Source organism: Pseudoxanthomonas sp. SE1 (genome assembly GCF_029542205.1).
GTDB lineage: Bacteria > Pseudomonadota > Gammaproteobacteria > Xanthomonadales > Xanthomonadaceae > Pseudoxanthomonas_A.
Map to the genome: position 1 here is coordinate 1,967,705 of NZ_CP113783.1, position 22,902 is coordinate 1,990,606.

Annotated in this window: 17 protein-coding genes; 15 read left to right on the forward strand and 2 right to left on the reverse strand. The window is 67.3% G+C overall.

Annotated features, from left to right (window positions below):
* Window positions 1-93 precede the first annotated feature (93 nt).
* From dnaJ to recJ, 11 genes are all read left to right on the forward strand, one after another.
* Window positions 94-1,212 carry a molecular chaperone DnaJ gene (gene dnaJ, locus OY559_RS09305; RefSeq protein ID WP_277729770.1) on the forward strand — a complete coding sequence of 373 codons (1,119 nt, stop codon included), beginning with the start codon at window positions 94-96 and terminating at the stop codon, window positions 1,210-1,212.
* A gap of 108 nt (window positions 1,213-1,320) precedes the next feature.
* Entirely contained in the window at window positions 1,321-3,207 is a 1,887-nt protein-coding gene (locus OY559_RS09310; RefSeq protein WP_277729771.1) for a DUF3857 domain-containing transglutaminase family protein, read from the forward strand.
* A gap of 19 nt (window positions 3,208-3,226) precedes the next feature.
* Complete coding sequence (locus OY559_RS09315) at window positions 3,227-4,342, forward strand: prephenate dehydrogenase (protein WP_277729772.1); 1,116 nt, start codon at window positions 3,227-3,229, stop codon at window positions 4,340-4,342.
* Window positions 4,339-5,052: an MOSC domain-containing protein gene (locus OY559_RS09320; RefSeq protein WP_277729773.1), complete on the forward strand. Its 714-nt coding sequence runs from the start codon at window positions 4,339-4,341 to the stop codon at window positions 5,050-5,052. The genes OY559_RS09315 and OY559_RS09320 overlap by 4 nt, the downstream gene beginning before the upstream one ends.
* Window positions 5,053-5,132: 80 nt before the next feature.
* Window positions 5,133-5,852: a 4-hydroxy-tetrahydrodipicolinate reductase gene (gene dapB, locus OY559_RS09325; protein WP_277729774.1), complete on the forward strand. Its 720-nt coding sequence runs from the start codon at window positions 5,133-5,135 to the stop codon at window positions 5,850-5,852.
* Between the two features lie 225 nt (window positions 5,853-6,077).
* Window positions 6,078-7,202 (forward strand): glutamine-hydrolyzing carbamoyl-phosphate synthase small subunit, encoded by a 1,125-nt coding sequence (gene carA, locus OY559_RS09330; RefSeq protein WP_277729775.1) that lies wholly within the window; start codon window positions 6,078-6,080, stop codon window positions 7,200-7,202.
* Window positions 7,202-7,831, forward strand: a complete 630-nt coding sequence (locus tag OY559_RS09335; RefSeq protein ID WP_277729776.1) for a hypothetical protein — start codon at window positions 7,202-7,204, stop codon at window positions 7,829-7,831. The genes carA and OY559_RS09335 overlap by 1 nt, the downstream gene beginning before the upstream one ends.
* 131 nt (window positions 7,832-7,962) lie before the next feature.
* The gene (gene carB, locus OY559_RS09340) at window positions 7,963-11,208 is read left to right on the forward strand and encodes a carbamoyl-phosphate synthase large subunit (RefSeq protein WP_277729778.1); all 3,246 of its coding nucleotides are present in this window, start codon (window positions 7,963-7,965) and stop codon (window positions 11,206-11,208) included.
* A gap of 8 nt (window positions 11,209-11,216) precedes the next feature.
* Entirely contained in the window at window positions 11,217-11,681 is a 465-nt protein-coding gene (greA, locus tag OY559_RS09345) for a transcription elongation factor GreA (protein ID WP_185742123.1), read from the forward strand.
* A gap of 4 nt (window positions 11,682-11,685) precedes the next feature.
* A complete protein-coding gene (locus tag OY559_RS09350) occupies window positions 11,686-12,639 on the forward strand; it encodes a phosphoglycerate mutase (RefSeq protein ID WP_277729779.1) in 954 nt (317 codons plus the stop codon).
* Window positions 12,636-14,363 (forward strand): single-stranded-DNA-specific exonuclease RecJ, encoded by a 1,728-nt coding sequence (gene recJ, locus OY559_RS09355; RefSeq protein ID WP_277729780.1) that lies wholly within the window; start codon window positions 12,636-12,638, stop codon window positions 14,361-14,363. Before OY559_RS09350 ends, recJ begins: the two co-directional genes overlap by 4 nt.
* A gap of 9 nt (window positions 14,364-14,372) precedes the next feature.
* On the opposite strand, the gene OY559_RS09360 is transcribed toward recJ, so the two are convergent.
* Window positions 14,373-15,584, reverse strand: a complete 1,212-nt coding sequence (locus OY559_RS09360) for an acyltransferase family protein (RefSeq protein WP_277729781.1) — start codon at window positions 15,582-15,584, stop codon at window positions 14,373-14,375.
* A 154-nt stretch (window positions 15,585-15,738) separates the two neighbouring features.
* Here OY559_RS09360 and OY559_RS09365 point away from each other — a divergent pair, with 154 nt between their 5' ends.
* Window positions 15,739-16,623: a LytTR family DNA-binding domain-containing protein gene (locus tag OY559_RS09365; RefSeq protein ID WP_277729782.1), complete on the forward strand. Its 885-nt coding sequence runs from the start codon at window positions 15,739-15,741 to the stop codon at window positions 16,621-16,623.
* Here the strand turns inward: OY559_RS09365 and OY559_RS09370 are convergent.
* The gene (locus OY559_RS09370) at window positions 16,620-18,548 is read right to left on the reverse strand and encodes a tetratricopeptide repeat-containing diguanylate cyclase (protein WP_277729783.1); all 1,929 of its coding nucleotides are present in this window, start codon (window positions 18,546-18,548) and stop codon (window positions 16,620-16,622) included. The genes OY559_RS09365 and OY559_RS09370 overlap by 4 nt on opposite strands.
* A gap of 115 nt (window positions 18,549-18,663) precedes the next feature.
* On the opposite strand from OY559_RS09370, the gene prfB reads away from it, so the two are divergent.
* The 3 genes from prfB (at window position 18,664) to OY559_RS09385 (ending at window position 22,899) form a co-directional block, all read left to right on the forward strand.
* Window positions 18,664-19,789 (forward strand): peptide chain release factor 2 gene (gene prfB, locus OY559_RS09375; protein ID WP_277729784.1). Its coding sequence is split into 2 segments (ribosomal slippage): window positions 18,664-18,738 and window positions 18,740-19,789, totalling 1,125 coding nucleotides; the frame shifts between segments, so codons are not numbered across the junction.
* A gap of 102 nt (window positions 19,790-19,891) precedes the next feature.
* Entirely contained in the window at window positions 19,892-21,403 is a 1,512-nt protein-coding gene (lysS, locus tag OY559_RS09380) for a lysine--tRNA ligase (RefSeq protein WP_277729785.1), read from the forward strand.
* Between the two features lie 356 nt (window positions 21,404-21,759).
* The gene (locus OY559_RS09385) at window positions 21,760-22,899 is read left to right on the forward strand and encodes a cyclic di-GMP phosphodiesterase response regulator RpfG (RefSeq protein WP_142125418.1); all 1,140 of its coding nucleotides are present in this window, start codon (window positions 21,760-21,762) and stop codon (window positions 22,897-22,899) included.
* Window positions 22,900-22,902: the final 3 nt, after the last annotated feature.

Here is a 22,902-nt window from a genome sequence, read left to right on the forward strand (position 1 = left end):
GCGCAAGCTCCACTTCTTCCGTCGCGGATCCTGGGCATCGGGCAGACAGTTGCTTCTGCGAATCACCCATAACCCCTCACGAATCACGGCTCCATGAGCAAACGCGACTACTACGAAGTCCTGGGCGTGGCCCGCGACGCCAGTGACGAAGACCTGAAGAAGGCCTATCGCCGCTGCGCCATGAAGCACCACCCGGACCGCAACCCGGGCGATGCCGCCGCCGAGGCCGCGTTCAAGGAGTGCAAGGAGGCCTACGAGGTCCTCTCGGACGGCGCCAAGCGCCGTACCTACGACGCGCATGGACACGCCGCGTTCGAGCACGGCATGGGCGGCGGTGGTCCCGGCGCCCCCGACATGGGCGATATTTTCGGCGACATCTTCGGCAACATCTTCGGCGGGGGCGGCGCCCGCGCGGCACGTCGTGGCGCGGATGTCGGCTACGTGATGGAGCTGGACCTGGAAGAGGCCGTCGCCGGGGTCGAGAAGCGCATCGAGATCCCCACGCTGGTCGCCTGTGCGCCCTGCAAGGGGTCCGGTTCGGCCGACGGCAAGGTGGAGACCTGCGGCACCTGCGGCGGGCGCGGCAACGTGCGCATGCAGCGGGGCATCTTCGCCATGCAGCAGGCGTGCCCCGCCTGCGGTGGCCGGGGCCAGACCATCAGGAATCCCTGCACCGAGTGCCACGGCGCGGGCCGCGTCGAGGAAGAGAAGGTCCTGTCGGTGAAGATCCCGGCGGGCGTGGACAACGGCGACCGCATCCGCCTGACCGGCGAAGGCGAGGCCGGCCCGCCCGGCACGCCGCCGGGCGACCTGTACGTGGAAGTGCGCGTGCGCGAACACGACATCTTCCAGCGCGATGGCGACGACCTGCACTGCGAGGTGCCGATCCGCATTTCGCAGGCGGCGCTGGGCGATACCGTGCGCGTGCCCACGTTGCGTGGCGAGGCGGAGATCCGCATTCCCGCCGAAACGCAGACCGGCAAGCTGTTCCGCCTGCGCGGCAAGGGCGTCAAGTCCGTGCGCAGCCGCAGCGAAGGCGATCTGTACTGCCGCGTGGTGGTGGAGACGCCGGTCAACCTGACGCCCGAGCAGCGCGAACTGCTGGAGAAGTTCGAGGCCACGTTCAGCGGCGACGAAGCGCGCAAGCACTCGCCGAAGTCGGCCACGTTTCTGGATGGCGTCAAGGGCTTCTGGGACCGGATGACGTCCTGATTTCCTGCGCTACCCGCCGCCCGCGCGGGCGAGCAGCTTGTGGCATCCTGCGACGGCCCCGGCGACCCCGGGGCCGTTTTCATTCAGTCCACGATGAAGGGAGGCCGTGTGCATACGAACAAGGGGAAGTGGTGGGGAGTATTGGCGCTGGTCGTGCTGGCGCCCGCATGGGCGGCCGATGACCGGCCGTTGCAGGTCGAGCGCGAGTCGACGCGATTCGTGCTCAATGCCGATGGCAGTTTCGTGCAGGAGCAGGAAACTGCGATCAAGGTGCTGAAGGACAGCGCCCTGGAAGCCGCTAAGGATGCGTCGGTCAGCTACAGCACCAGCATCCAGAAGGCCGAGGTGGTCGAAGCCTACACGTTGAAGCCGGATGGCCGCCGCGTCGATGTGCCCAAGGGCAACTACCAGGTCAGCAGCAGTTCGGGGCGGGAGGGCGATTCGCCCATCTACTCCGACCAGACGACGCTTACCGTCGTGTTCCCGGAACTCGCCGTCGGCGACATCACGGTGTTCACGTACCGGGTGACGGCCACCCAGCCGATGTTTCCGGGCCATTTCTCGGTGATCCGCAATTACAGCCCGGCCGCGTACTACGGCGACGTGCAGGTGACCATCGATGCGCCGGAGGCGATGCAGGCCACGTGGCGCAACTGGCAGATGACCCAGCCCGCGGTCCAAACGCGCGACGGCCGCCGGATCGTGCGCTGGCAATGGAGCAACCGCCAGCCAGTCGACCGCGAGAGCCTGCGCGATACGGTCTTCACCGCCGACCGCTACCCGGGCTACGCGTTCTCCACCTTCGCCAGTTACGCCGACATCGCGGCGGCCTACGGTGGCCCGGCCAACGCCAAGGCCGCACTGACGCCCCGGTTGCGCACGCTCGCCGCGGAGATCTCGGGCAAGAGCAAGGACCCGCGCGAGACGGCGAAGAAGCTCTACGAATGGGTCTCCACGAAGATCACCTATGCGGGTAACTGCATCGGCCTGGGCGCCGTGGTGCCGCGCGACCTGGACGTGGTCCTCGACAACCGCATGGGCGACTGCAAGGACCACGCGACCCTGCTGCAAGCGCTGCTGAAGGCGCGCGGCATCGACAGCACCCAGGCGCTGATCAATGCGGGAGGCACGTACACACTGCCGGACATCCCAGTCGCGTCGGTCGTCAACCACGTGATCAACTACATCCCCAGCCTGGACCTGTACGTGGACTCCACCGCGGCCACGGCACCCTTCGGCAGCCTGCCGGACGGCGCTGCTGGAAAGCCGGTGCTGCTGGTGGACGGCCATCGCGACGGCGCCACGACGCCGGCGACGCAGGTGGGCTCGGAATGGCAGAAGTTGCGCACGGCCATTCGCATCCAGCCCGACGGCTCGATCAAGGGCACGCAGCGGGTGGAACTGAGCGGGCGCATGGCCGTCGCGGCGCGGTCGCAGTTCCGCAACTTTGGCGCGGGCGACGCCGACAAGCTGGTCCGCAACTACTTCCGGGGGAACGCCCTGACCGCGAACGGCAAGGTGACGTACGACGATCCGGTGCCGATGCTGGAGACCTTCAACATGGAGGCGGACTTCGAGGTCGACCGGATGATTCCGACGACCGGCGGCTTCCAGGTGCAGCCCTGGTTCCTCAGTTTCACCCCGGTCTCCATGCTGGTGGCCTCGCAGCTCGGCGACCCGGACCAGCCGGAAGGCGAGAGCAGTTGCGGCGCTTACCACTCGGACGAGGAATACACGTTCGAGTTTCCTGCCTTGATGCGGATCATCGCCGTGCCGAAGGACGTCAGCCTGCACGAGGGTACGCTGAGCTACGCCTCGACGTTCCGCCAGGAAGGCACCCGCTTGTATGTCCGGCGCACACTGGATGACCGGACGCCGGGACCGGTGTGCTCGCCCGAGTACAACGAGGGTTTCTCCCAGGTCATGCGGAAGATCATGCCCGACCTGCGCGCGCAGGTGGTCTACCTGACAGAGGAAGGAGCGGTGAAGCAGTGAGCGCCGCTCGGTGCAGCGCGTGACGCCCAATCTCTCTCCGCTGATCGGCATCGTCGGCAGCGCAGGCGCCTATGGCCGCTGGCTGCAGCATTTCTTCCGCGTGCGCATGGGTCTGGAGGTCATCGGCCACGACCCGGCCGATCCCGCCTCGGCAGACGAGGTCGAACTCGTGCGGCGGGCGGACGTCCTGGTTTTCTCGGCGCCGATCCGCCACACCGGGGCGCTGGTCGCCCGGTATGCGGCGCTTGCCGGGGGAAGCGAGGCTGGCCGGTTGTGGCTGGATGTCACCTCGATCAAGGCTGTGCCGGTAGCGGCGATGCTGGCCTCGCGCGCCGAGGTGGTCGGCCTGCATCCGATGACCGCGCCGCCCAAGGCCCCGACCCTGAAGGGCAGGGTGATGGTGGTCTGCGAGGCGCGCCTCGACACATGGCGGCCTTGGGTGGTGTCGCTCCTTGCTGCAATCGAGGCCGAGTGCGTGCAGGCGACGCCGGAGCAGCACGACCGGGTCATGGCACTCGTGCAGGCCATGGTGCATGCCTCGCATCTGGCCCAGGCGGGCGTATTGCGCGGGCAGGCGGCACGGGTCGGTGACCTGGCGGCGTTGATGCCGTTCCGCTCCGCCTCCTTCGAGATGGATGCGGCGATCATCGCGCGCATCCTGTCGTTGAACCCGGCCATCTACGAAGACATCCAGTTCGGGAATCCTTATGCCGCCGAAACATTGCGGGCGCTGGGTGCGCAGATCACCCGGATGGCGTCCCTGGTCGGTGAGGGAACGGACAAGGCGCGCGCGGCGTTCCGCGAGGAATTCCTGCGCGAGAACCGCGACGCCTTCGGCGACACGACACTGGCCGAGGGCAACTACAGTTACGAACGCATCGGCTACCTGCTGGCCGATCTTGCCGGCGCGCAGGCGCTCAGCGTGCACCTGCCGGAAGACAGGCCGGGCTCCCTGCGTGCGCTGTTGCATGTGTTCGAGCGGCACGCCGTCAGCCTGTCATCGATCCATTCATCGCGCACGCCGGAGGGCGAGGTGCATTTCCGCATCGGATTCGACGCGGACGTGGACCCCATGGCGCTGGCACGCGTAGTGGGCGACATCAACGGCGCGGGCCTGGGGAAGGTGTTGGCGTGAGCGCGCCGACGGAGGCGGTGTCGTTGACCATCTGCGATGTACTCGCGGGCAAGGCGGTCGAATTCACCCGTTCCGGCAGCCGCAGCGCGATAGCGAAATCACCGCTGGAGGGCAGGCAGCGGATCACCACGCTCGGCATTGCGGGTGACGAGCAGGGCGACCTGCGCGTGCATGGCGGGCCGGACAAGGCCATCCATCACTACCCCGCGGACCACTACGACCGATGGCGCGACGATATCGGGGCGCATCCATTGCTCGATGCTCCCGGTGCATTCGGCGAGAACATCAGTACCCACGGCATGACCGAAGATGCGATCTGTCTTGGCGACCGCTTCCGGTTGGGGACGGCGCTGGTGGAGGTATCCCAGTCCCGGCAGCCATGCTGGAAACTGTCGGACCGTTTCGCCGTGCCCGACATGGCCCGTCGCGTGCAGGATGCGGGGCGGACCGGCTGGTACTACCGCGTGCTCGAAGAGGGCGACGTGCAGGCAGGTGACCGCATGACGCTGGAGGCGCGGCCACATCCCGCTTGGCCACTCGCGCGCCTGATCGATCTGCTGTACCGGCGATCGCCAGAGCCCGCCCTGCTACGCGATGTTCTGGTGTTGCCGCTGGTGTCGTCATGGCGGACGTTGTTCGAGCGCCGCCTTGCGCAGGGCGCGGTCGAGGATTGGCGTAAACGGTTGACGGGCGCGTCTTCGCACGAATGACGCAACGCACGGCGCTTGGGTCCCGGCCTTCATCGCGTCGCCGGGTCGCGCTGGCATCAAGCCCCCGCTACCATGCCTGCATGGACACTTCCCCGATACGTCTCCTGATCCATGGTGCCTCCGGCCGGATGGGGCAGGCCCTGCTTCGCCTGGCGGCCGAGCAGCCAACGCTGTACCAGACCGTGGCGGCCGTGACACGGCGCGCACCCTCGCAGCGTGTGGTCGACGGCGTGCCGCACTTTGCGGCCAGCGAACTGGCGGGCGTGCCCGACTTCGATGCGGCGATCGACTTCAGCCTGCCCGACGGGTTCGACCCGGTGTTGGCGCTGTGTACCGCCCGTGGCCGGGCGCTGGTCTCCGGCACCACCGGCATATCCCCCGCGCAACAGGAAGCATTGGCCGCGGCCAGTGGGCGCATTCCCTTGGTGTGGGCGACGAATTTCAGCCTGGGTGTGGCGGTGCTGGCCGACGTGGTCGAACGCGTGGCGGCGGCGTTGCCTGGGTGGGACGTGGACATCGTGGAGTCTCACCATGTCCACAAGAAGGATGCCCCGTCCGGCACCGCATTGACGCTGGGACAGGCCGCCGGCAGCGCGGGCGCGCAGGTGCATTACGCCAGCCTGCGGGCCGGCGACATTGTCGGTGAACATACCGTGCAGTTCGCCGGGCTCGGCGAGCGCATCGAGCTGACCCACCGTGCCACGCATCGCGATGTCTTCGCGCGCGGTGCCCTGCACGTGGCGCGCGTGTTGGCGGGACGTCCGCCCGGCGCCTATCAGGTGCGGGATCTGCTGGATTGAAGGCGGGCCGGCCGCGCCGATACGGACGCCGGAATATGAACACGCCTCGCTGCAGCAGGCGCTGTCCGTCGGGCGGGCAAAAAAACGGTGGCGCTGAACAGGCCATCCCCGTACAATTCCCGCTCGCCTGTTACCCATCGCCACGGACCGGATAAATGCCGCGTTCGCGGTTTCTTGCAGCCGCAAGTCGGTGGGGCAGGGTTCCTCCACCCCAAGGCGAACCCCGTGACACGACCCGCAATTCTCGTACTCGAAGACGGCACCGTATTCGAGGGCGACTCCGTAGGCGCCGACGGCCTTTCGGTCGGCGAAGTGGTGTTCAACACCGCGATGACCGGCTATCAGGAAATCCTGACCGATCCGTCCTACGCCCGCCAACTGGTCACCCTGACCTATCCCCACATCGGCAATACAGGCTGCACCGACCAGGACGACGAAGCGTCCAAGGTCTGGTGCGCCGGTCTTATCGTGCGCGACGTGCCGCGCCGCCCCAGCAACTGGCGCAGCCAGCAGGCGCTGCCGGAGTGGCTGCAGTCGCGCGGCATCGTGGCCATTGCCGGCATCGACACCCGCAAGCTGACGCGCATCCTGCGCGAGCGCGGCGCGCAGAATGGCGCGCTGATGGCGGGCGACGGCATCAACGCGGAGATGGCGCTGGAAGCGGCCCGCAAGTTCCCCGGCCTGAAGGGCATGGACCTGGCCAAGGTGGTCAGCACAGACAAACCGTATCCGTGGCGCGACGGCCAGCTGGACCTGGACCGCAACGCCTTCGTGCAGGCGCCGGCGAAGTTCAAGGTCGTGGCGTACGACTTCGGCGTGAAGCACAACATCCTGCGCATGCTGGCCGAACGCGGTTGCGACGTGACCGTGGTGCCCGCGCAGACCAGCGCCGCCGACGTGCTCGCGCTGCAGCCGGATGGCGTGTTCCTGTCCAACGGCCCGGGCGATCCGGCGCCGTGCGACTACGCCATCACGGCCATCCGCGAGTTCATCGCCAGGAAAATCCCGACCTTCGGCATCTGCCTGGGCCATCAGTTGCTGGCGCTCGCCGCAGGCGCGCAGACCATGAAGATGGGCCACGGCCACCACGGCGCCAACCACCCGGTGCAGGACATCGACACGGGCCGCGTGATGATCACCTCGCAGAACCACGGCTTCGCGGTGGATGAAGCGACGCTGCCGGCCAACGTGCGCGTGATCCATCGTTCGCTGTTCGACGGCACCAACCAGGGCATCGAACTGACGGACGCACCCGCGTTCTCGTTCCAGGGGCATCCGGAGGCATCGCCGGGGCCGCATGACGTAGCGCCGCTGTTCGACCGGTTCGTGGCCTCGATGGAGGCGCGCTGATGCGCGTGCGCCTTGCCGCCGCCGCATTGATCGCGTTCGCCCTGCCATTGGCCATGCCGGCCCTGGCCGCCACGCCGGGCGAGAAGCAGATCGACGAGATGACCGACGTGCTGGTCAGCATGCTACCGGTCGGCGCCATCATGGAAGAGGCGGCCGGCGAGAATCCCGCCTGGCCGGTGCAGGACAAGCCCGATGCCGTCACGCCCGTGCAGTTGGCCTGCCTGCGCAGCGAACTTTCCCGCGACGGCTTCCGCCGAGTGAAGCGGGCTGAAGTGGCCGAGTACGCACAGGCACATCCGGGCCGGTTCGCCGAAGAACTGCAGCTGGCGCGTACGGCGGCGCCGGTGTTCGGCAGCATCGTGCAGGCGGGCATCGCCTCGGCGAAGACGGACACCGACCTGGATCCCGCCGACCTGATGCGGACGGCCAGTGCCGACCAGTTGCTGGCGCTGCTCACCATCGCGCGCGATCCCCAGTACCGCGATTTCCGCGCGTTGAGTGGCTTCGGCGATGTGCTCGCTGGCGACGGCGGCAAGGCCGACGGCAAGTCGGTGGGCGAGATGGCGGCCATCAAGATGATGTTCCAGGGCATGAAGGCGTGCGATGTGTCGCCAGGCGCCCTGATGTGATGTGCACCCGTGCGCGCCCGTGCGCGCCGGGAAAAGAGGTGGAGCGTGGTCCGTCCATCGCCCCTGCCGGACGCGCCCCTGGAGCAGATGCCCAGGGTGGCGGCCCCACACAATCCGAGAAGTAGATTCCCATGCCCAAGCGCAACGACCTTAAAACCATCCTGATCATCGGCGCAGGCCCGATCGTCATCGGCCAGGCCTGCGAGTTCGATTATTCCGGCGCGCAGGCGTGCAAGGCGCTGCGGGAAGAGGGGTACCGGGTGGTGCTGGTCAACAGCAATCCGGCGACCATCATGACGGATCCGGAAATGGCGGATGCGGTCTACATCGAGCCCATCAACTGGCAGACGGTCGAGAAGATCATCGCCAAGGAGAAGCCCGACGCGCTGCTGCCGACCATGGGTGGCCAGACCGCGCTGAACTGCGCGCTGGACCTGGCCGACAACGGCGTGCTGGAGAAATACGGCGTCGAACTGATCGGCGCCAAGCGCGAAGCCATCCGCATGGCCGAGGACCGCGAGCTGTTCCGCGTGGCCATGGGCGAGATCGGGCTGGAATGTCCCAAGGCTGCCGTCGCGCACACGCTGGAAGAAGCGCTGGAGATCCAGACCCGCGTCGGCTATCCCACCATCATCCGCCCCAGCTTCACCCTGGGTGGCAGCGGTGGCGGGATCGCCTACAACCGCGAAGAACTCATCGACATCGTCACCCGCGGCCTGGAACTGTCGCCGACCACCGAAGTGCTGGTGGAAGAGTCGGTGCTCGGTTGGAAGGAGTTCGAGATGGAAGTGGTCCGCGACACGGCGGACAACTGCATCATCGTCTGCTCCATCGAGAACCTCGACCCGATGGGTGTGCACACCGGCGACAGCATCACCGTCGCACCCGCGCAGACGCTGACCGACAAGGAATACCAGCGCCTGCGCGATGCCTCCATCGCCGTGCTGCGCAAGATCGGCGTGGATACCGGCGGCTCCAACGTGCAGTTCGGCATCAATGCGCAGACCGGCCGCGTGGTCGTCATCGAGATGAATCCGCGTGTGTCGCGCTCGTCGGCACTGGCGTCCAAGGCCACCGGTTTCCCGATCGCCAAGGTCGCGGCCAAGCTGGCCGTGGGCTACACGCTGGATGAACTCAAGAACGAGATCACCGGTGGCCTGACCCCGGCCTCGTTCGAGCCGGCGATCGACTACGTGGTCACGAAGATCCCGCGTTTCGCGTTCGAGAAGTTCCCGCAGGCCGATGCGCGCCTCACTACCCAGATGAAGTCGGTGGGCGAGGTGATGGCGATGGGCCGCACCTTCCAGGAATCGCTGCAGAAGGCGTTGCGCGGCCTGGAAACCGGCAAGGTCGGCCTCGATCCGACCGGCCTGGACCTCACCAGCGAAGACGACCTGACCACCCTGCGCCGCGAACTGAAGGCGCCCGGCCCGGAGCGTCTGTTCCATGTCGCCGACGCCTTCCGTGCCGGCATGAGCGTGGAGCAGGTGCACGCGCTGTCGTTCATCGATCCGTGGTTCCTCGACCAGATGGAAGAGATCATCGCCGCCGAGCAGCAGCTGGCCACCGATGGCCTCGGCTCGCTGGACAAGGCGCGCATGCGCCAGCTCAAGCGGATGGGTTTCTCGGATGCGCGCCTGGCGCAACTGGCGAACACGAATGAAGCCGCCGTGCGGGTGCTGCGCAAGGCGCTGGGCGTGAAGCCGGTCTACAAGCGCGTGGACTCGTGCGCGGCCGAGTTCGCCACCAGCACCGCCTACCTGTACTCGACCTACGAGGACGAATGCGAGGCCGAGCCGACCAACCGCGACAAGATCATGATCCTGGGCGGCGGCCCGAACCGGATCGGGCAGGGCATCGAGTTCGACTACTGCTGCGTGCATGCGGCGCTCGCCCTGCGCGAGGACGGATTCGAAACCATCATGGTCAACTGCAACCCGGAAACCGTGTCCACGGACTACGACACCTCGGATCGCCTGTACTTCGAGCCGCTCACGCTGGAAGACGTGCTGGCCATCGTCGAACTGGAGCAGCCCAAGGGCGTGATCGTGCAGTATGGCGGGCAGACCCCGCTCAAACTGGCGCAGGCCCTGGAAGCCAATGGCGTGCCGATCATCGGCACGTCGCCGGACTCGATCGACCTGGCCGAAGACCGCGAGCGCTTCCAGCAGCTCGTCGACAGGCTGGGCCTGAAGCAGCCGCCGAACCGCATCGCCCGCAACGACCAGGAAGCGCTGTTGTTGGCCCGCGAGATCGGCTACCCGCTGGTGGTGCGCCCGTCGTACGTGCTGGGCGGACGTGCGATGGAGATCGTCTATGGCGAATCCGACCTGGCCCGCTACGTGCGCGACGCGGTCAAGGTTTCCAACGATTCGCCGGTGCTGCTGGACCGCTTCCTCGACAATGCGGTGGAAGTGGACGTGGACATCATCGCCGACCCCGAAGGCAACGTGCTGATCGGTGGCGTGATGGAGCACATCGAGGAAGCGGGCGTGCACTCGGGCGATTCGTCCTGCTCGCTGCCGCCGTACTCGCTGTCGGCCAGGACGCAGGACGAACTGCGCCGGCAGGTGGTGGAACTGGCCAAGGCGCTGAAGGTCGTCGGCCTGATGAATACCCAGTTCGCCATCCAGGCGGCCGAGGATGGTGGCGACGACATCGTCTACCTGCTGGAAGTGAACCCGCGCGCCTCGCGTACGGTGCCGTTCGTGTCCAAGGCCACCGGCATGCCGCTGGCCAAGATCGCGGCCCGCTGCATGGCCGGCAAGACGCTGGCCGGGCAGGGCGCCACCCGGGAGATCGTGCCGGACTACTACTCGGTGAAGGAGGCGATCTTCCCGTTCGCCAAGTTCCAGGGCGTGGATCCGATCCTGGGCCCGGAAATGCGTTCCACCGGTGAGGTCATGGGCGTGGGCCGCAGTTTCGGCGCCGCCATGGCGCGCGCGCAGGAAGCCGGCGGCATCAAGGCGCCGCCGGTCGGCAAGGTGTTCATCTCGGTGCGCGACCCGGACAAGAAGCGCGTACTGCCGGTGGCGCAGGAGCTGGTCGGCCGCGGTTTCAGCATCGTGGCCACCGCCGGCACCGCCGCATGGCTGCGTGAGCGCGGCATCGACTGCGAGCAGGTGAACAAGGTGGTCGAGGGCCGTCCGCACGTGGTGGACCTGATCAAGAACGGCGAGATCGTGTATATCGTCAACACGACGGAAGGACGCCAGGCCATCGCCGACTCCTTCTCGATCCGGCGCGAGGCCTTGCAGCACCGCGTCACCTATTCAACCACCGTTGCCGGCGCCAAGGCGCTGGTGCATTCGCTGGAATACCGTGGCACGGGCCCGGTGCTGGCATTGCAGGAACTGCACAAGGAGCTTCAAGGGTGAGAGCCCCATTGACCATGCAGGGCGCGCAGCGCCTGCGCCAGGAACTGGATCTGCTGAAGACGGTGAAGCGGCCGGAAGTGATCACCGCCATCGCCGAAGCGCGCGCACACGGCGACCTGAAGGAAAACGCCGAATACCATGCGGCGCGCGAGCAGCAGGGCTTCATCGAAGGCCGCATCAAACAACTGGAAGGCGAGCTGTCGCACGCCGAGATCATCGACGTCAGCAAGCTCAACGCCGGCACGCGCATCGTGTTCGGCGCCCGTGTGGTGCTGGCCGATGTCGACACCGACGAGGAGAAACGCTACCAGGTGGTCGGTGACCTCGAGGCGGACATCAAACTGGGCCTGATCGCGATCTCGTCGCCATTGGCCCGGGCGCTGATCGGCAAGCACGAGGGCGACAGCGTCACGATCGACGCGCCTGCTGGCCAGCGCGAATACGAAATCGTCAGCGTCTCCTACGCAGACTGAGCCGATGGCGCAGGCCACGCTGCTGTTGCCTCCGCGTACCCGCCTGGTGGGCCAGGCGTTGCCGGCCGATGTGGCGCGGGCGCTGGGGCGCGCGGATCGCACGACCGGCGACGTCGGCGAACATGCGCAGCTGCGGCGCCACTTCCAGTTGGTGCCGGACCACTGGCCGGTCGCGGCGTTGACGCGCCAGCGCGATGCACGGGATGCCGCCGGTGCGTTGTGGCTGCGCGCGGATCCTGCGCGCGTATCGCCCGACATGAGTGGTGCGCGCATGCTGGCGCATGGCGAGGCGCTCGCGCTGGGTGAAGAGGACACCGCGCAGTTGCTGCCGGCACTGAAGCCGTTGTTCGGCGATGCCGGCATGCTGCTGGACGCGCCGGATCCTGCCCGCTGGTACCTGCGCCTGCCGCCCGACGCGAAACTTCCGGCGTTCGCGCCGGTGAATGACGTGCTGGGCGACGACCTGTTCGCGCATCTGCCGGAAGGCGACGCGGGCCGGCGTTGGCGTGCCCTGCTCAGCGAAGCGCAGGTGCTGCTGCACAACCATCCCTGGAATGCGCAACGCGTGGCGCAGGGCAAGCCGCCGGTGAACTCGCTGTGGTTCTGGGGCGGCGGCCTGCTGCCGGATTTCGTGCGCACCGGTTTCCGCCAGGTGAAAGGCCACGATGTGCTGCTGCAGTCGCTGGCGCATGCGGCCGGAGTGGAGCCCGTGCACGCGAACGGCGAGGGCGGTGTGGACGCGCTGATCGACCTGCGTCATCTGCGCAATCTGGATCTGCTCTGCCGTGATGCGCTTCAGCCCCTGCTGGACGCCCTGCGCAAGCGCGAGCTGGACATGCTGACCCTGGATTTCGAGGATGGCGCGCTGTTCTCGCTGCGCCGCGAACAGCGCTGGCGCCTCTGGCGCCGCCCGATGCAGCGTCTGGATACGGTACGCCCGGACCACGTTCCGGCATGACGTCATCGCCCCGCATCCGCCGTCGCACCATTGCGGCGCATGGTCAGTGGCCCGAAGGCATGCCAGTGCTCCTGCAGCGCCTTTACGAAGCCCGCGGTGCGCTCTCGATGGACCAGGCCCAACCACGCCTGGCGCAGCTGTTGCCGCCGGACCAGCTCGGCGGACTCGCCGGGGCCACGGCATTGCTCGCCGATGCGATCGCGCAGGACCGGCACATCGTCATCGTGGGCGACTTCGACTGCGATGGCGCCACGGCATGTGCCGTCGGCGTGCGCGGCCTGTGCCTGCTGGGCGCGCGCCACGTGACGCCCGCCGTGCCCAACCGCATGGTGCATGGCTACGGCTTGTCGCCTTCGCTGGTGGATGAACTCGCCGCGATGCAGCCCGATCTGCTCGTCACGGTCGATCACGGCATCGCATGCCATGCCGGCATCGCGGCGGCGAAGTCGCGTGGCTGGCAGGTGCTTGTCACCGACCACCACCTGCCCGGTGAGGCGTTGCCACCGGCCGATGCCATCGTGAATCCGAACCTGCGCGGCGACCCGTTCCCGAGCAAGGTGCTGGCCGGTGTCGGCGTGATGTTCTATGTGCTGCTTGCCCTGCGACGGTTGCTGCGGGAACGCGGCGTGTTCCCCGGGCCGGAACCCGACCTGTCCAGGCTGCTCGACCTCGTGGCCGTCGGTACCGTGGCGGATCTCGTGCCCCTGGATGCGAACAACCGTGCCCTCGTCGGTGCGGGGCTGCGCCGCTTGCGCACGGGACAGGGATGCATGGGATTGCAGGCGTTGATGCGCGTGGCGGGCCGCGATCCTGCGCGCCTGACGGCGGCCGACATCGGCTTTGCGATCGCGCCTCGCCTGAACGCTGCCGGGCGGCTGGAAGACATGGCGCTGGGCATCGCCTGCCTGCTGACCGACGATGCCACGCAGGCCGAAGAGATGGCGCGCGTGCTGGAAGGCATCAACGCCGAGCGTCGTGGTGTGCAGCAGCAGATGGTCGACGAGGCCCAGGCCGCGCTTGCGCGCATCGACGTCGCGGAAGGGGGGCGGGCGCCACTGGCGCCGTGCCTGTTCGACCCGGAGTGGCATCCCGGCGTGGTGGGTCTGGTGGCCTCGAAGATGAAAGAGCGCCTGCATCGTCCGGTGGTCGCGTTCGCGCCCGCAGAGCCTGGCAGCACGACGCTGCGCGGATCGGCGCGCTCGATTCCCGGCTTCCACATCCGCGACGCGCTGGCGGCCATCGACACCGCGAACCCCGGCCTGGTGCAGCGCTTCGGCGGCCACGCCATGGCAGCGGGGCTGTCACTCGACGAAAGTACCTTGCCGGCGTTCCGCGATGCCTTCCACCGCCATGCCCTCGCGATGCTCGATGACGCCTTGCTGCAGGAAGAACTGCTGAGCGATGGCGAACTGCAGCCCGGCGAACTGGATCGCGTGCATGCCGAAGCGCTGCGCGGTGCAGGGCCGTGGGGACCGGGATTCCCGGAACCCGTGTTCGATGGTTTTTTCGACGTGATGGACTGGCGCGTGGTGGGCGAGAAGCATCTGAAGTTCTCGTTGCGCCTGCCCGGGCATGCGGCCCCGTTGAACGCGATCCAGTTCAACGGCTGGCACGACCAACCACCGCCTTCCCGCATCCAGGCCGCCTATCAACTGGACACCGACGACTGGCAGAACCGTCGTGGCATCCAGTTGCTGGTCCGGCACTGGCAACCGGCCGATTGAGGGCGCCGGTCAGCGCTCGGGCAAGGCCAGGGGTTCCGGACTGCGGGACGCCACCTTCCCGGTCCGCTTCAATCCGAACAAGGGCCGCAACCATCCCACGCGCCGGATCGCTTCATAGCCGGCGAAGCACGCGGCGAAGGTGATCGCCACCAGCAAGGGACCCTCCACCATCGGCGGTATCGCCAACGGCTTCAGGTGGTGGGCGACGACCACGGTGACCGTCTGGTGCAGGATGTAGACGGGAAACACCGCCGGCACCAGATAGCGCAGCGCACGGTTGTCGGCGGGATTCACGTGGCGGGCGAAACCGAGTACCGCCACGATGGCGCACCACTGGTTCAGGCCCCAGACCATCCGCATTCCCATGCGTGCCCAGTCGGGCGGTGCCACGTCGGCAAAATGCGCGAAGTACGCAACCAGCCCGGCCCAGCTGAGCAGCCAGGACATCACGGCGGGCCAGCGCTGGCGTTCGATGGCATCCCACACCCCGTCCGCGCGGGCGATGAGGAAGCCGAGCAGGAACACCCCGAAGTACTGCACATGGTTGTACCAGTCGTCCACCAAGGCATGCGTCTGCTCGAAGCGGCCGATCATCAGCATGCGCGCCACGCCGAGGAACAGCACGGGACCGGCCAGCACGCCGATGCCGGAAAGCCAGCGGCCCAGGTGGCGCTCCGCTGCATGGATGGCGCGCGGCACGAGCTTCCAGAGCAGCCACAGCGCGACGGTATAGACCCACAGGTAGGCGACGAACCACAGATGGTTCCAGGTCGGCACGTCCAGGCAGCCGTCGGCATCGCAGAAGCCGTCATGACCGGTCAGGTAGCGTGCGTAGAACGCCAGGTAGCCTTCGTGGTAGCCGCCGGGCAGCTGTTCGACCACCTCGTAGTAGGACTGCGGTGGCACGATCACCAGCATGCCGAAGACAAGCGGCACCAGCAGCCGCCACGAACGGCTTCCGAGAAAGCGCATCCGGCCACCCGCAGCATCGGCGGCCTGCCGCGCCTTGCCGAGCAGGAATGCCGTGGCGCAGCCGGACACCAGGAACAGCAGCGACAGTCGCCAGGGGGAGCTGAGCATCATGAAAGGCTCCAGTGCATGGCTGGCATCCGGACTCTTCACGTGCCAGTCCCAGGTCACGTAGTACATGCCCACGTGGTACAGCACCAACAGCCCGAAGGCACAGACGCGGACCCAGTCCAGATCGTGGCGGCGTTGCATGGTCGTCTCCTTCATCGACAAGGCGGCCAGCGTCGGGCGCCGCGCATGTCCGCGCCATCGCGAAGGGACGCGTGGTGGACGGGCAGGGGCCAATCGAGGGGAGCAAGTGACGAACCGCAGCGGTGGGGCGGAGGGCGCGGGCTAGAATGCGCACATGACGGAACGCGCCCCGCCGACCTACGAACGCTACCTGCCTTGGCGGCGATGGGTGGAGATCGGATTCTGGGTGGCGATGATCGGTGCCAACTGCATCGGCAACAGCATGACCACGCTGATCGACATGCGGCGGCAGGGCTCCGGCGTGGAGGCCTGGGAGCCGGCCGTCTGGGAGGTGAGCAGCGCGCTGGTGTGGCTGCTGGTCCTGATCCCGGCGATCGCCTGGTACACCCGACGCTTCCCCCTGCACTGGGAAAACTGGCGCCGGCGGATACCCGAGTACCTGCTGGCGAGCATCGTGGTCTGCGTCATCCACGTGGCCGGCATGGTCGCGCTGCGCGTCTTGGCCTACCGCAGCCAGGGCATGGCCTACGAGTTCGGCCCGTGGCCTCGCGAACTGGTCTACGAATACCTGAAGGATATCCGCAGCTTCGCCACGATCGTCCTGCTGGTGGAGGGCTACCGCTTCCTGCTGCGCCGCTGGCAGGGCGAAGCCAGCCTGCTCGCCGAACCGGACGAAGGTCCGCCGCTGGAACCGGTGGACCGGCCGGAGCGCTTCCTGGTGCGCAAGCTGGGCCGCGAGTTCCTGGTGGCGGCCAACGACATCGAGTGGCTGCAGGCTTCGGGCAACTACGTCAACCTGCGTGTGCGCGGCCACGACTATCCGCTGCGGAGCACGATCGCCGGCATCGAGACGCGGCTGGATCCGCGCAGGTTTGCGCGCATCCACCGCAGTTACATCGTCAGCCTGGACCAGGTGGCGTCGATCGAGCCGCTGGACACCGGTGATGCGCGCGTGCACATGAAGGATGGCAACGCGCTGCCCTGCAGCCGCCGCTACCGGCAGGACCTGCGCCAGCGGACCGGGGCGGAGGCCGTCTAGGCGACGCGCGTCACCGGCACGCGCGGAAGACGTTCCACGACGTAGCTGGCCACCAGTTCGATGGCGCCGCTGCGAATGGCACCTTCAGGCTCTTCCAGCAAGGCCTGGAGGGCCATGCCTGGCGGGAGGGCCCGCCCCCACAGCCCGGCCCAGGCGTTGCGACGGTCCTTGGCGGCGTACAGGGCGCGGTCGGCCATGCGCAGTGCGTAGTCCCAGCCGCCCGTGATGTTGTCGAAGAACGGGAAAGGCGCGAAGCCCAATGAGACGGTCAAAGGCCAGCGCTGGCCGGGCGCGAGGTCGTGCAGGTCGCAGAGCGTTTCCTGCACGCGCGCCGCCACCGTGCAGGCCTGGGCCTCGGTCAGGTCCGCGCAGGCCATCAGGAACTCCTCGCCACCCCAGCGCGCGATGGTGTCGTCCGCACGCCCCAGTTCGCGCAGCTGGCGCGAGAGCGCGACCAGCACCTGGTCGCCGGCGTGGTGGCCATGGCCATCGTTGACTTTCTTGAAGTGGTCGATGTCGATGAGGAACAGCACATGGCGCGTACCGGCGGCGGGCCGCTGCAGCGACATGGCCTTCAGCGACTCCGTGGCGGCGCGGCGATTGCGCAGGCCGGTCAGGGGATCGGTGGCGCTGACCTTGCGCAGTTGCCGGTTCTTGCGACGCTGCAACAGACCGAAGCCGACGCCCGCCAGTACCAGCATGGTCATCAATGCCACACCAGTCCGACGCAGGAGGGTGGACTTCTCGTCGTTCAGCGCGCGGATCTGCGCCTGGTGGCGCATCTGCTCCAGTTCACGCTGGGCACTCGCGCTATCGCTGCGTGCCTGTAGATCGGCCAGCAACTCCAGCCGCTGATGCCTCAGCGCTTCCATCTCCAGCCCATGCAGGCGGGCGCCAACCGCCAGCGCTTCGTCTGCCTCCCCCAGTGCGGCATGCGCTGCCATCCAGGCGAGCAGGACTTCGCGCTGCTTCTGCGGCTGAGGCTGGTTGTCGACCAATGCCCAGGCGGCGCGGGCGGTCTGCAATGCCTGCCGGTGTTCGCCGGCCTTGCGCTGGAGCACCGACAGTTTCGCCAGCGAGCCCGCCTGGCCGGGCAGGTCCCTGTGCTTCGCCTGTTCGCGGATCGCCGATGCCAGCACAGGTCGGGCACGTTCCAGCTGGCCCTGCCGTACCCACAGGCCGGCACGCTCGCTGCGCAGGCGCTGCATCACCGTATGGGCCTGCTGGCGCTCGGCCATGGCCTCGCCCGTGTCGATGACCCGCATGGCGTCGGCATCGCGCTCCAGCGCGACGAGGTTGAGCGCGTGGTTGTGCAGGATCAACGGGTCTTCCAGCCCCACGGCGGCGGCCGCTGCCAATGCCCGGCGGTAGTACGCGTCGGCCACCTCGGGCGAGGCCAGATAGTCGGCATGGATCAGCCCGATGTTGGTCAGCGTGGCGGCCTGTACGAGGGCGGCATCGCGCTGGTCGAGCCGTGAAGAGACGTCGTAGGCGCGAAGATAGGCTGCCTCCGCGGCGCGGATGTGTCCGGCGCCCTGGTAGATCGACCCGATCTGCGAGTGCGCCCGCATCTGCAGCGCGGGTGCGAGGTCCGGCGTGCCATCGACGCGCCGTTCCATCCGCTCGGCGGCGTCGATCGCCCGTGCCGGGTCGCCGCTCAGGCCGGCGGCGATGCCCAGGCAACTCAGCGTCTTGAGCTCATCCTCGACGCTCAGGTCCTTCGCCTGCAGCAGCGCATCCGCCAGCGCGACCGCCCTGGCGGGTTCGTCGCGCCTCAGCTTCAGGCACTGGCTGACCTGGCTTGCGCGCTCCGCCACGGGCGCCGTCGGCGCATCGCCCGCGCAGGCCACGGAAAAGGCGGACGCCAGCGCCAGGCCGAGCAGGCCGGACAGCAGCGATGCGGACGGGGCAATGGGGCTGGTCATGCCTGGGGTGACTCTGTGCAGGGCATCGGGTGCGGTGCAAGAACCATTCCGGAAACGGTGTGGCGCACTGCTCTGGTATCCTTGCCGACCGATTCCATCCCCCGTCACAGCCCCCATGATCGAGCTCAATCCCATCCGCCAGCGCATCGCCGACCTGCAGGACAGGCTGGCCTCGCTTCGGGGGTATCTTTGACTACGATGCCAAGCGCGAGCGCCTGGAAGAAGTAAACCGCGAGCTGGAAAGCCCGGATATCTGGAACAACGCCGAGTACGCGCAGCAGCTGGGCCGCGAGCGCTCCCTGCTGGACAAGACGGTCAACGGCATCCGCGACATCGAGGACGGCCTGACCGGTGCCGGCGAACTGCTGGAACTGGCGGAGATGGAGAGCGACGAGGACACCGCGCATGCCGTGGTGGCCGACGTCGAGCGCTATGCCGCGCACGTGGACAAGCTGGAGTTCCAGCGGATGTTCTCCGGCAAGATGGACAGCTCCAATGCCTTCGTCGACATCCAGGCCGGTGCCGGTGGCACCGAGGCCCAGGACTGGGCGGAAATCCTGCTGCGCATGTACCTGCGCTGGTGCGAGTCGCGCGGCTGGAAGACCGAGCTGATGGAAGCCAGCGGCGGTGACGTGGCCGGCATCAAGTCGGCCACGCTGCGGGTGGAAGGCGATTTCGCCTATGGTTGGCTGAAGACCGAGACCGGCGTGCACCGTCTGGTGCGCAAGTCGCCCTTCGATTCGGACAACCGCCGCCACACCAGCTTCACCTCGGTGTTCGTGTCGCCGGAAGTTGACGACAACATCGACATCGACATCAACCCGGCCGACCTGAAGACCGACGTGTACCGCTCCTCCGGTGCCGGTGGCCAGCACGTCAACAAGACCGAATCGGCCGTGCGCATCACCCACGTGCCCACGGGAATCGTGGTCGCCTGCCAGACCGGCCGCAGCCAGCACCAGAACCGCGACAACGCGATGAAGATGCTGGCCGCCAAGCTGTACGAGCTTGAGATCCAGAAGCGCAACGCCGAGCGCGACGCGGTGGAAGCCACCAAGTCCGACATCGGCTGGGGCAGCCAGATCCGCAACTACGTGCTGGACCAGAGCCGCATCAAGGACCTGCGCACCGGCATCGAACGCACGGACACGCAGAAGGTGCTGGACGGCGACCTGGACGAGTTCGTGGAGGCCAGCCTCAAGTCGGGCCTGGAAGCGGGCTCGAAACGCATCGACGCCTGATCCGCCCACGAGTCACTTGTGGGAGCGACGCAAGTCGCGAGCTCTTCCGGCACTCGTTCGCGACTTACGTCGCTCCCACGTCCCAGGACACGATACGACCCCATGACAGACCACACGCTTCCGCAGGACGAGAACAGCCTCATCGCCGAGCGCCGCGCCAAACTGACGGCATTGCGCGGGCAGGGCATCGCGTACCCGAACGACTTCCGTCGCACCGACTACGCGGGCGACCTGCAGGTGCAGTACCAGGACGCGGAGCTGTGGAGCGGAGAGGCGCTCGAGCAGGGTGGCCGGCGCGTGAAGCTCGCGGGACGCATGATGGCGAAGCGGGTGATGGGCAAGGCCAGCTTCGTGCAGATCCAGGATGAGAGCGGCCGCATCCAGCTGTTCCTGCAGTCCAATGCGCTGGGCGAGACCTACGATGCATTCAAGGGGTGGGACATCGGCGACATCGTCGGCGTGGAAGGCGGACTGACGCGGACCCGTACCGGCGAACTGTCGGTGAAGGCCGATGCCTTCCGCCTGCTGACCAAGGCGCTGCGTCCGTTGCCGGACAAGTGGCACGGCCTGTCCGACGTGGAGCAGCGCTACCGCCAGCGCTACGTGGACCTGATCGTCACGCCAGAGGCGCGCGATGTCTTCATCAAGCGTTCGCGGATCATCCGCGCGATCCGCGAATGGCTGGATGCGCGCCGCTTCCTGGAAGTGGAGACGCCGATGATGCACTACATCCCCGGCGGCGCCGCGGCCAAGCCCTTCACCACGCATCACAACGCGCTGGACCTGGACCTGTACCTGCGCGTCGCGCCCGAGCTGTACCTGAAGCGGCTGGTGGTCGGTGGGCTGGAGCGTGTCTACGAGATCAACCGCAACTTCCGCAACGAGGGTGTCAGCACGCGGCACAACCCGGAATTCACCATGCTCGAGCTGTACGAGGCCTACGCCACGTACACCGAGATCATGGACCTGACCGAGGGCGTGATCCGGGATGTGGCGCACGAGGTGCTGGGCACGGGGCAGGTGGCGTGGGACGGCCAGGACATCGATCTGGAACCGGCGTTCCGCCGCTGGCGCATGGACGAGGCCGTACGCCATCACAACCCCGAGATCAGTGCTGCCGACTGCACCGACCGGGATGCGCTGGTGCGCCATTGCGAGCGGCTCAATATCCACGTCAAGCCGTCCTATGGCTGGGGCAAGCTGCTGCTGGAGATCTTCGAGAAGACCGTGGAACACACCCTGGTCCAGCCGACCTTCATCACCGATCACCCGGTCGAGGTGTCGCCACTGGCCCGCGCCAACGACAATCAACCCGGCTATACAGACCGCTTCGAGTTGTTCATCAACGGCAAGGAGCTCGCCAACGGCTTCTCCGAGCTCAACGACCCGGAGGACCAGGCGGCGCGCTTCATGGCCCAGGTCCAGGCGAAGGAGGGCGGAGACGACGAAGCCATGCACTTCGACGCCGACTACATCCGGGCGCTGGAAGTCGGCCTGCCACCGACCGGCGGGCTGGGCATCGGCATCGACCGCCTGGTCATGCTGCTGACCGGTTCGGACTCCATCCGTGACGTGCTTCTGTTCCCCTACATGCGCCCGGAAAGCCAAGGCTGACGGGCAAGCCCCAAGCGTCAAGAGAGTGACGCTCAGGGGCAGAATGGGCTCCTGTCAGTTTGACGCGGCAGGGCCACAGGCCTGCGACGGAGCCGCTGCCGGGCCTTTCACACCGCTGTACCCCGCGCCAAGGACGGACCGGAAGGCCTCATTCCGTGACGGAGGTCACTATGTTCTGTCCTGATACTTCCTGGCCAAGGCTGGCACGCTTCCTGCGACGATTGACGCGCAGGCCGGTCAATTTTCCGCCGCCTGCGCCGATAGAGATCAGGGGAGGGGGCCCCGGGATTCGCATCGGTTCCCTTCGTGGATCACGGACCCTGCCCGGGTCCGCGCCGCCGAACAGGACTGCCGACATGTTAGATGCGAGCGTTGCCACCGCCGGAGTATCCTTGCCCGACAGCCACGTGATGTGGCCTCAAGGGGTGGGTAACGCTTTGAATATCGTCATCGTCGACGATCAGACGTCCGCGCGCACCATGCTGCGCCATGTCATCGAGGACATCGCGTCCGAACTGACCGTCCATGACTTCGGCGATCCGCTGGCCGCGCTGGAGTGGTGCGAGAAGAACCGCACCGACCTGCTGCTGCTGGACTACCGCATGCCGGGCATGGACGGGCTGGAATTCGCCCGCCGCTTCCGGCGACTGCCGATGCATCGCGACATCGCGATCATCCTGATCACCGTGGTGGGCGACGAACCCATCCGCCAGGCCGCCCTCGAGGCGGGTGTCATCGATTTCCTGGTCAAGCCGGTGCGTCCGCGCGAACTGCGCGCCCGCTGCCGCAACCTGTTGCAGCTCCGCCAGCAATCCGAGAACGTCAAGCAGCGTGCGCTCTCGCTGGAGCAGCGCCTGCTGTCCAGCATGCACGAGGTCGAGGAGCGCGAGCGCGAAACGCTGTCGCGCCTGGCGCGTGCCATCGAATATCGCGACAGCGGCACCAGTGCGTACCTGGAGCGCATGGCCCATGTGGCCGGCCTGATCGCCGAACAGCTCGGCCTGCCCGAAGACGAAGTACGCACCATCGAAATGGCCGCCCCGCTGCACGACATGGGCAAGATCGCCATCCCGGATTCGGTGCTGATGAAAGCCGGCCCGCTGACGGCGGAAGAGACCGATGTCATGCGTCGCCACCCGAAGATCGGCCACCAGTTGCTGTCGGGCAGCCAGAACCGTTTCATCCAGACCGGCGCCCTGATCGCATTGCGCCACCATGAACGCTATGACGGCAGCGGCTACCCCGATGGCCTCGTGGGTGAGCAGATCCCGTTGGAAGCGAGGATAGTGGCGGTTGCGGATGTCTTCGATGCGTTGATTTCACCGCGGCCGTACAAGAAGGCCTGGGAAAAGGACGCGGCGCTGGCTTATCTGTATGCACAGCGCGGTCGCCTGTTCGATCCCGCATGTGTCGACGCGCTGATCCGTGGGCGGGCGCGGCTGGACGACATCTGTGAACGCTACTCGACGGTGCAGAGCCGTCCAGGGATGGAGTAAGCC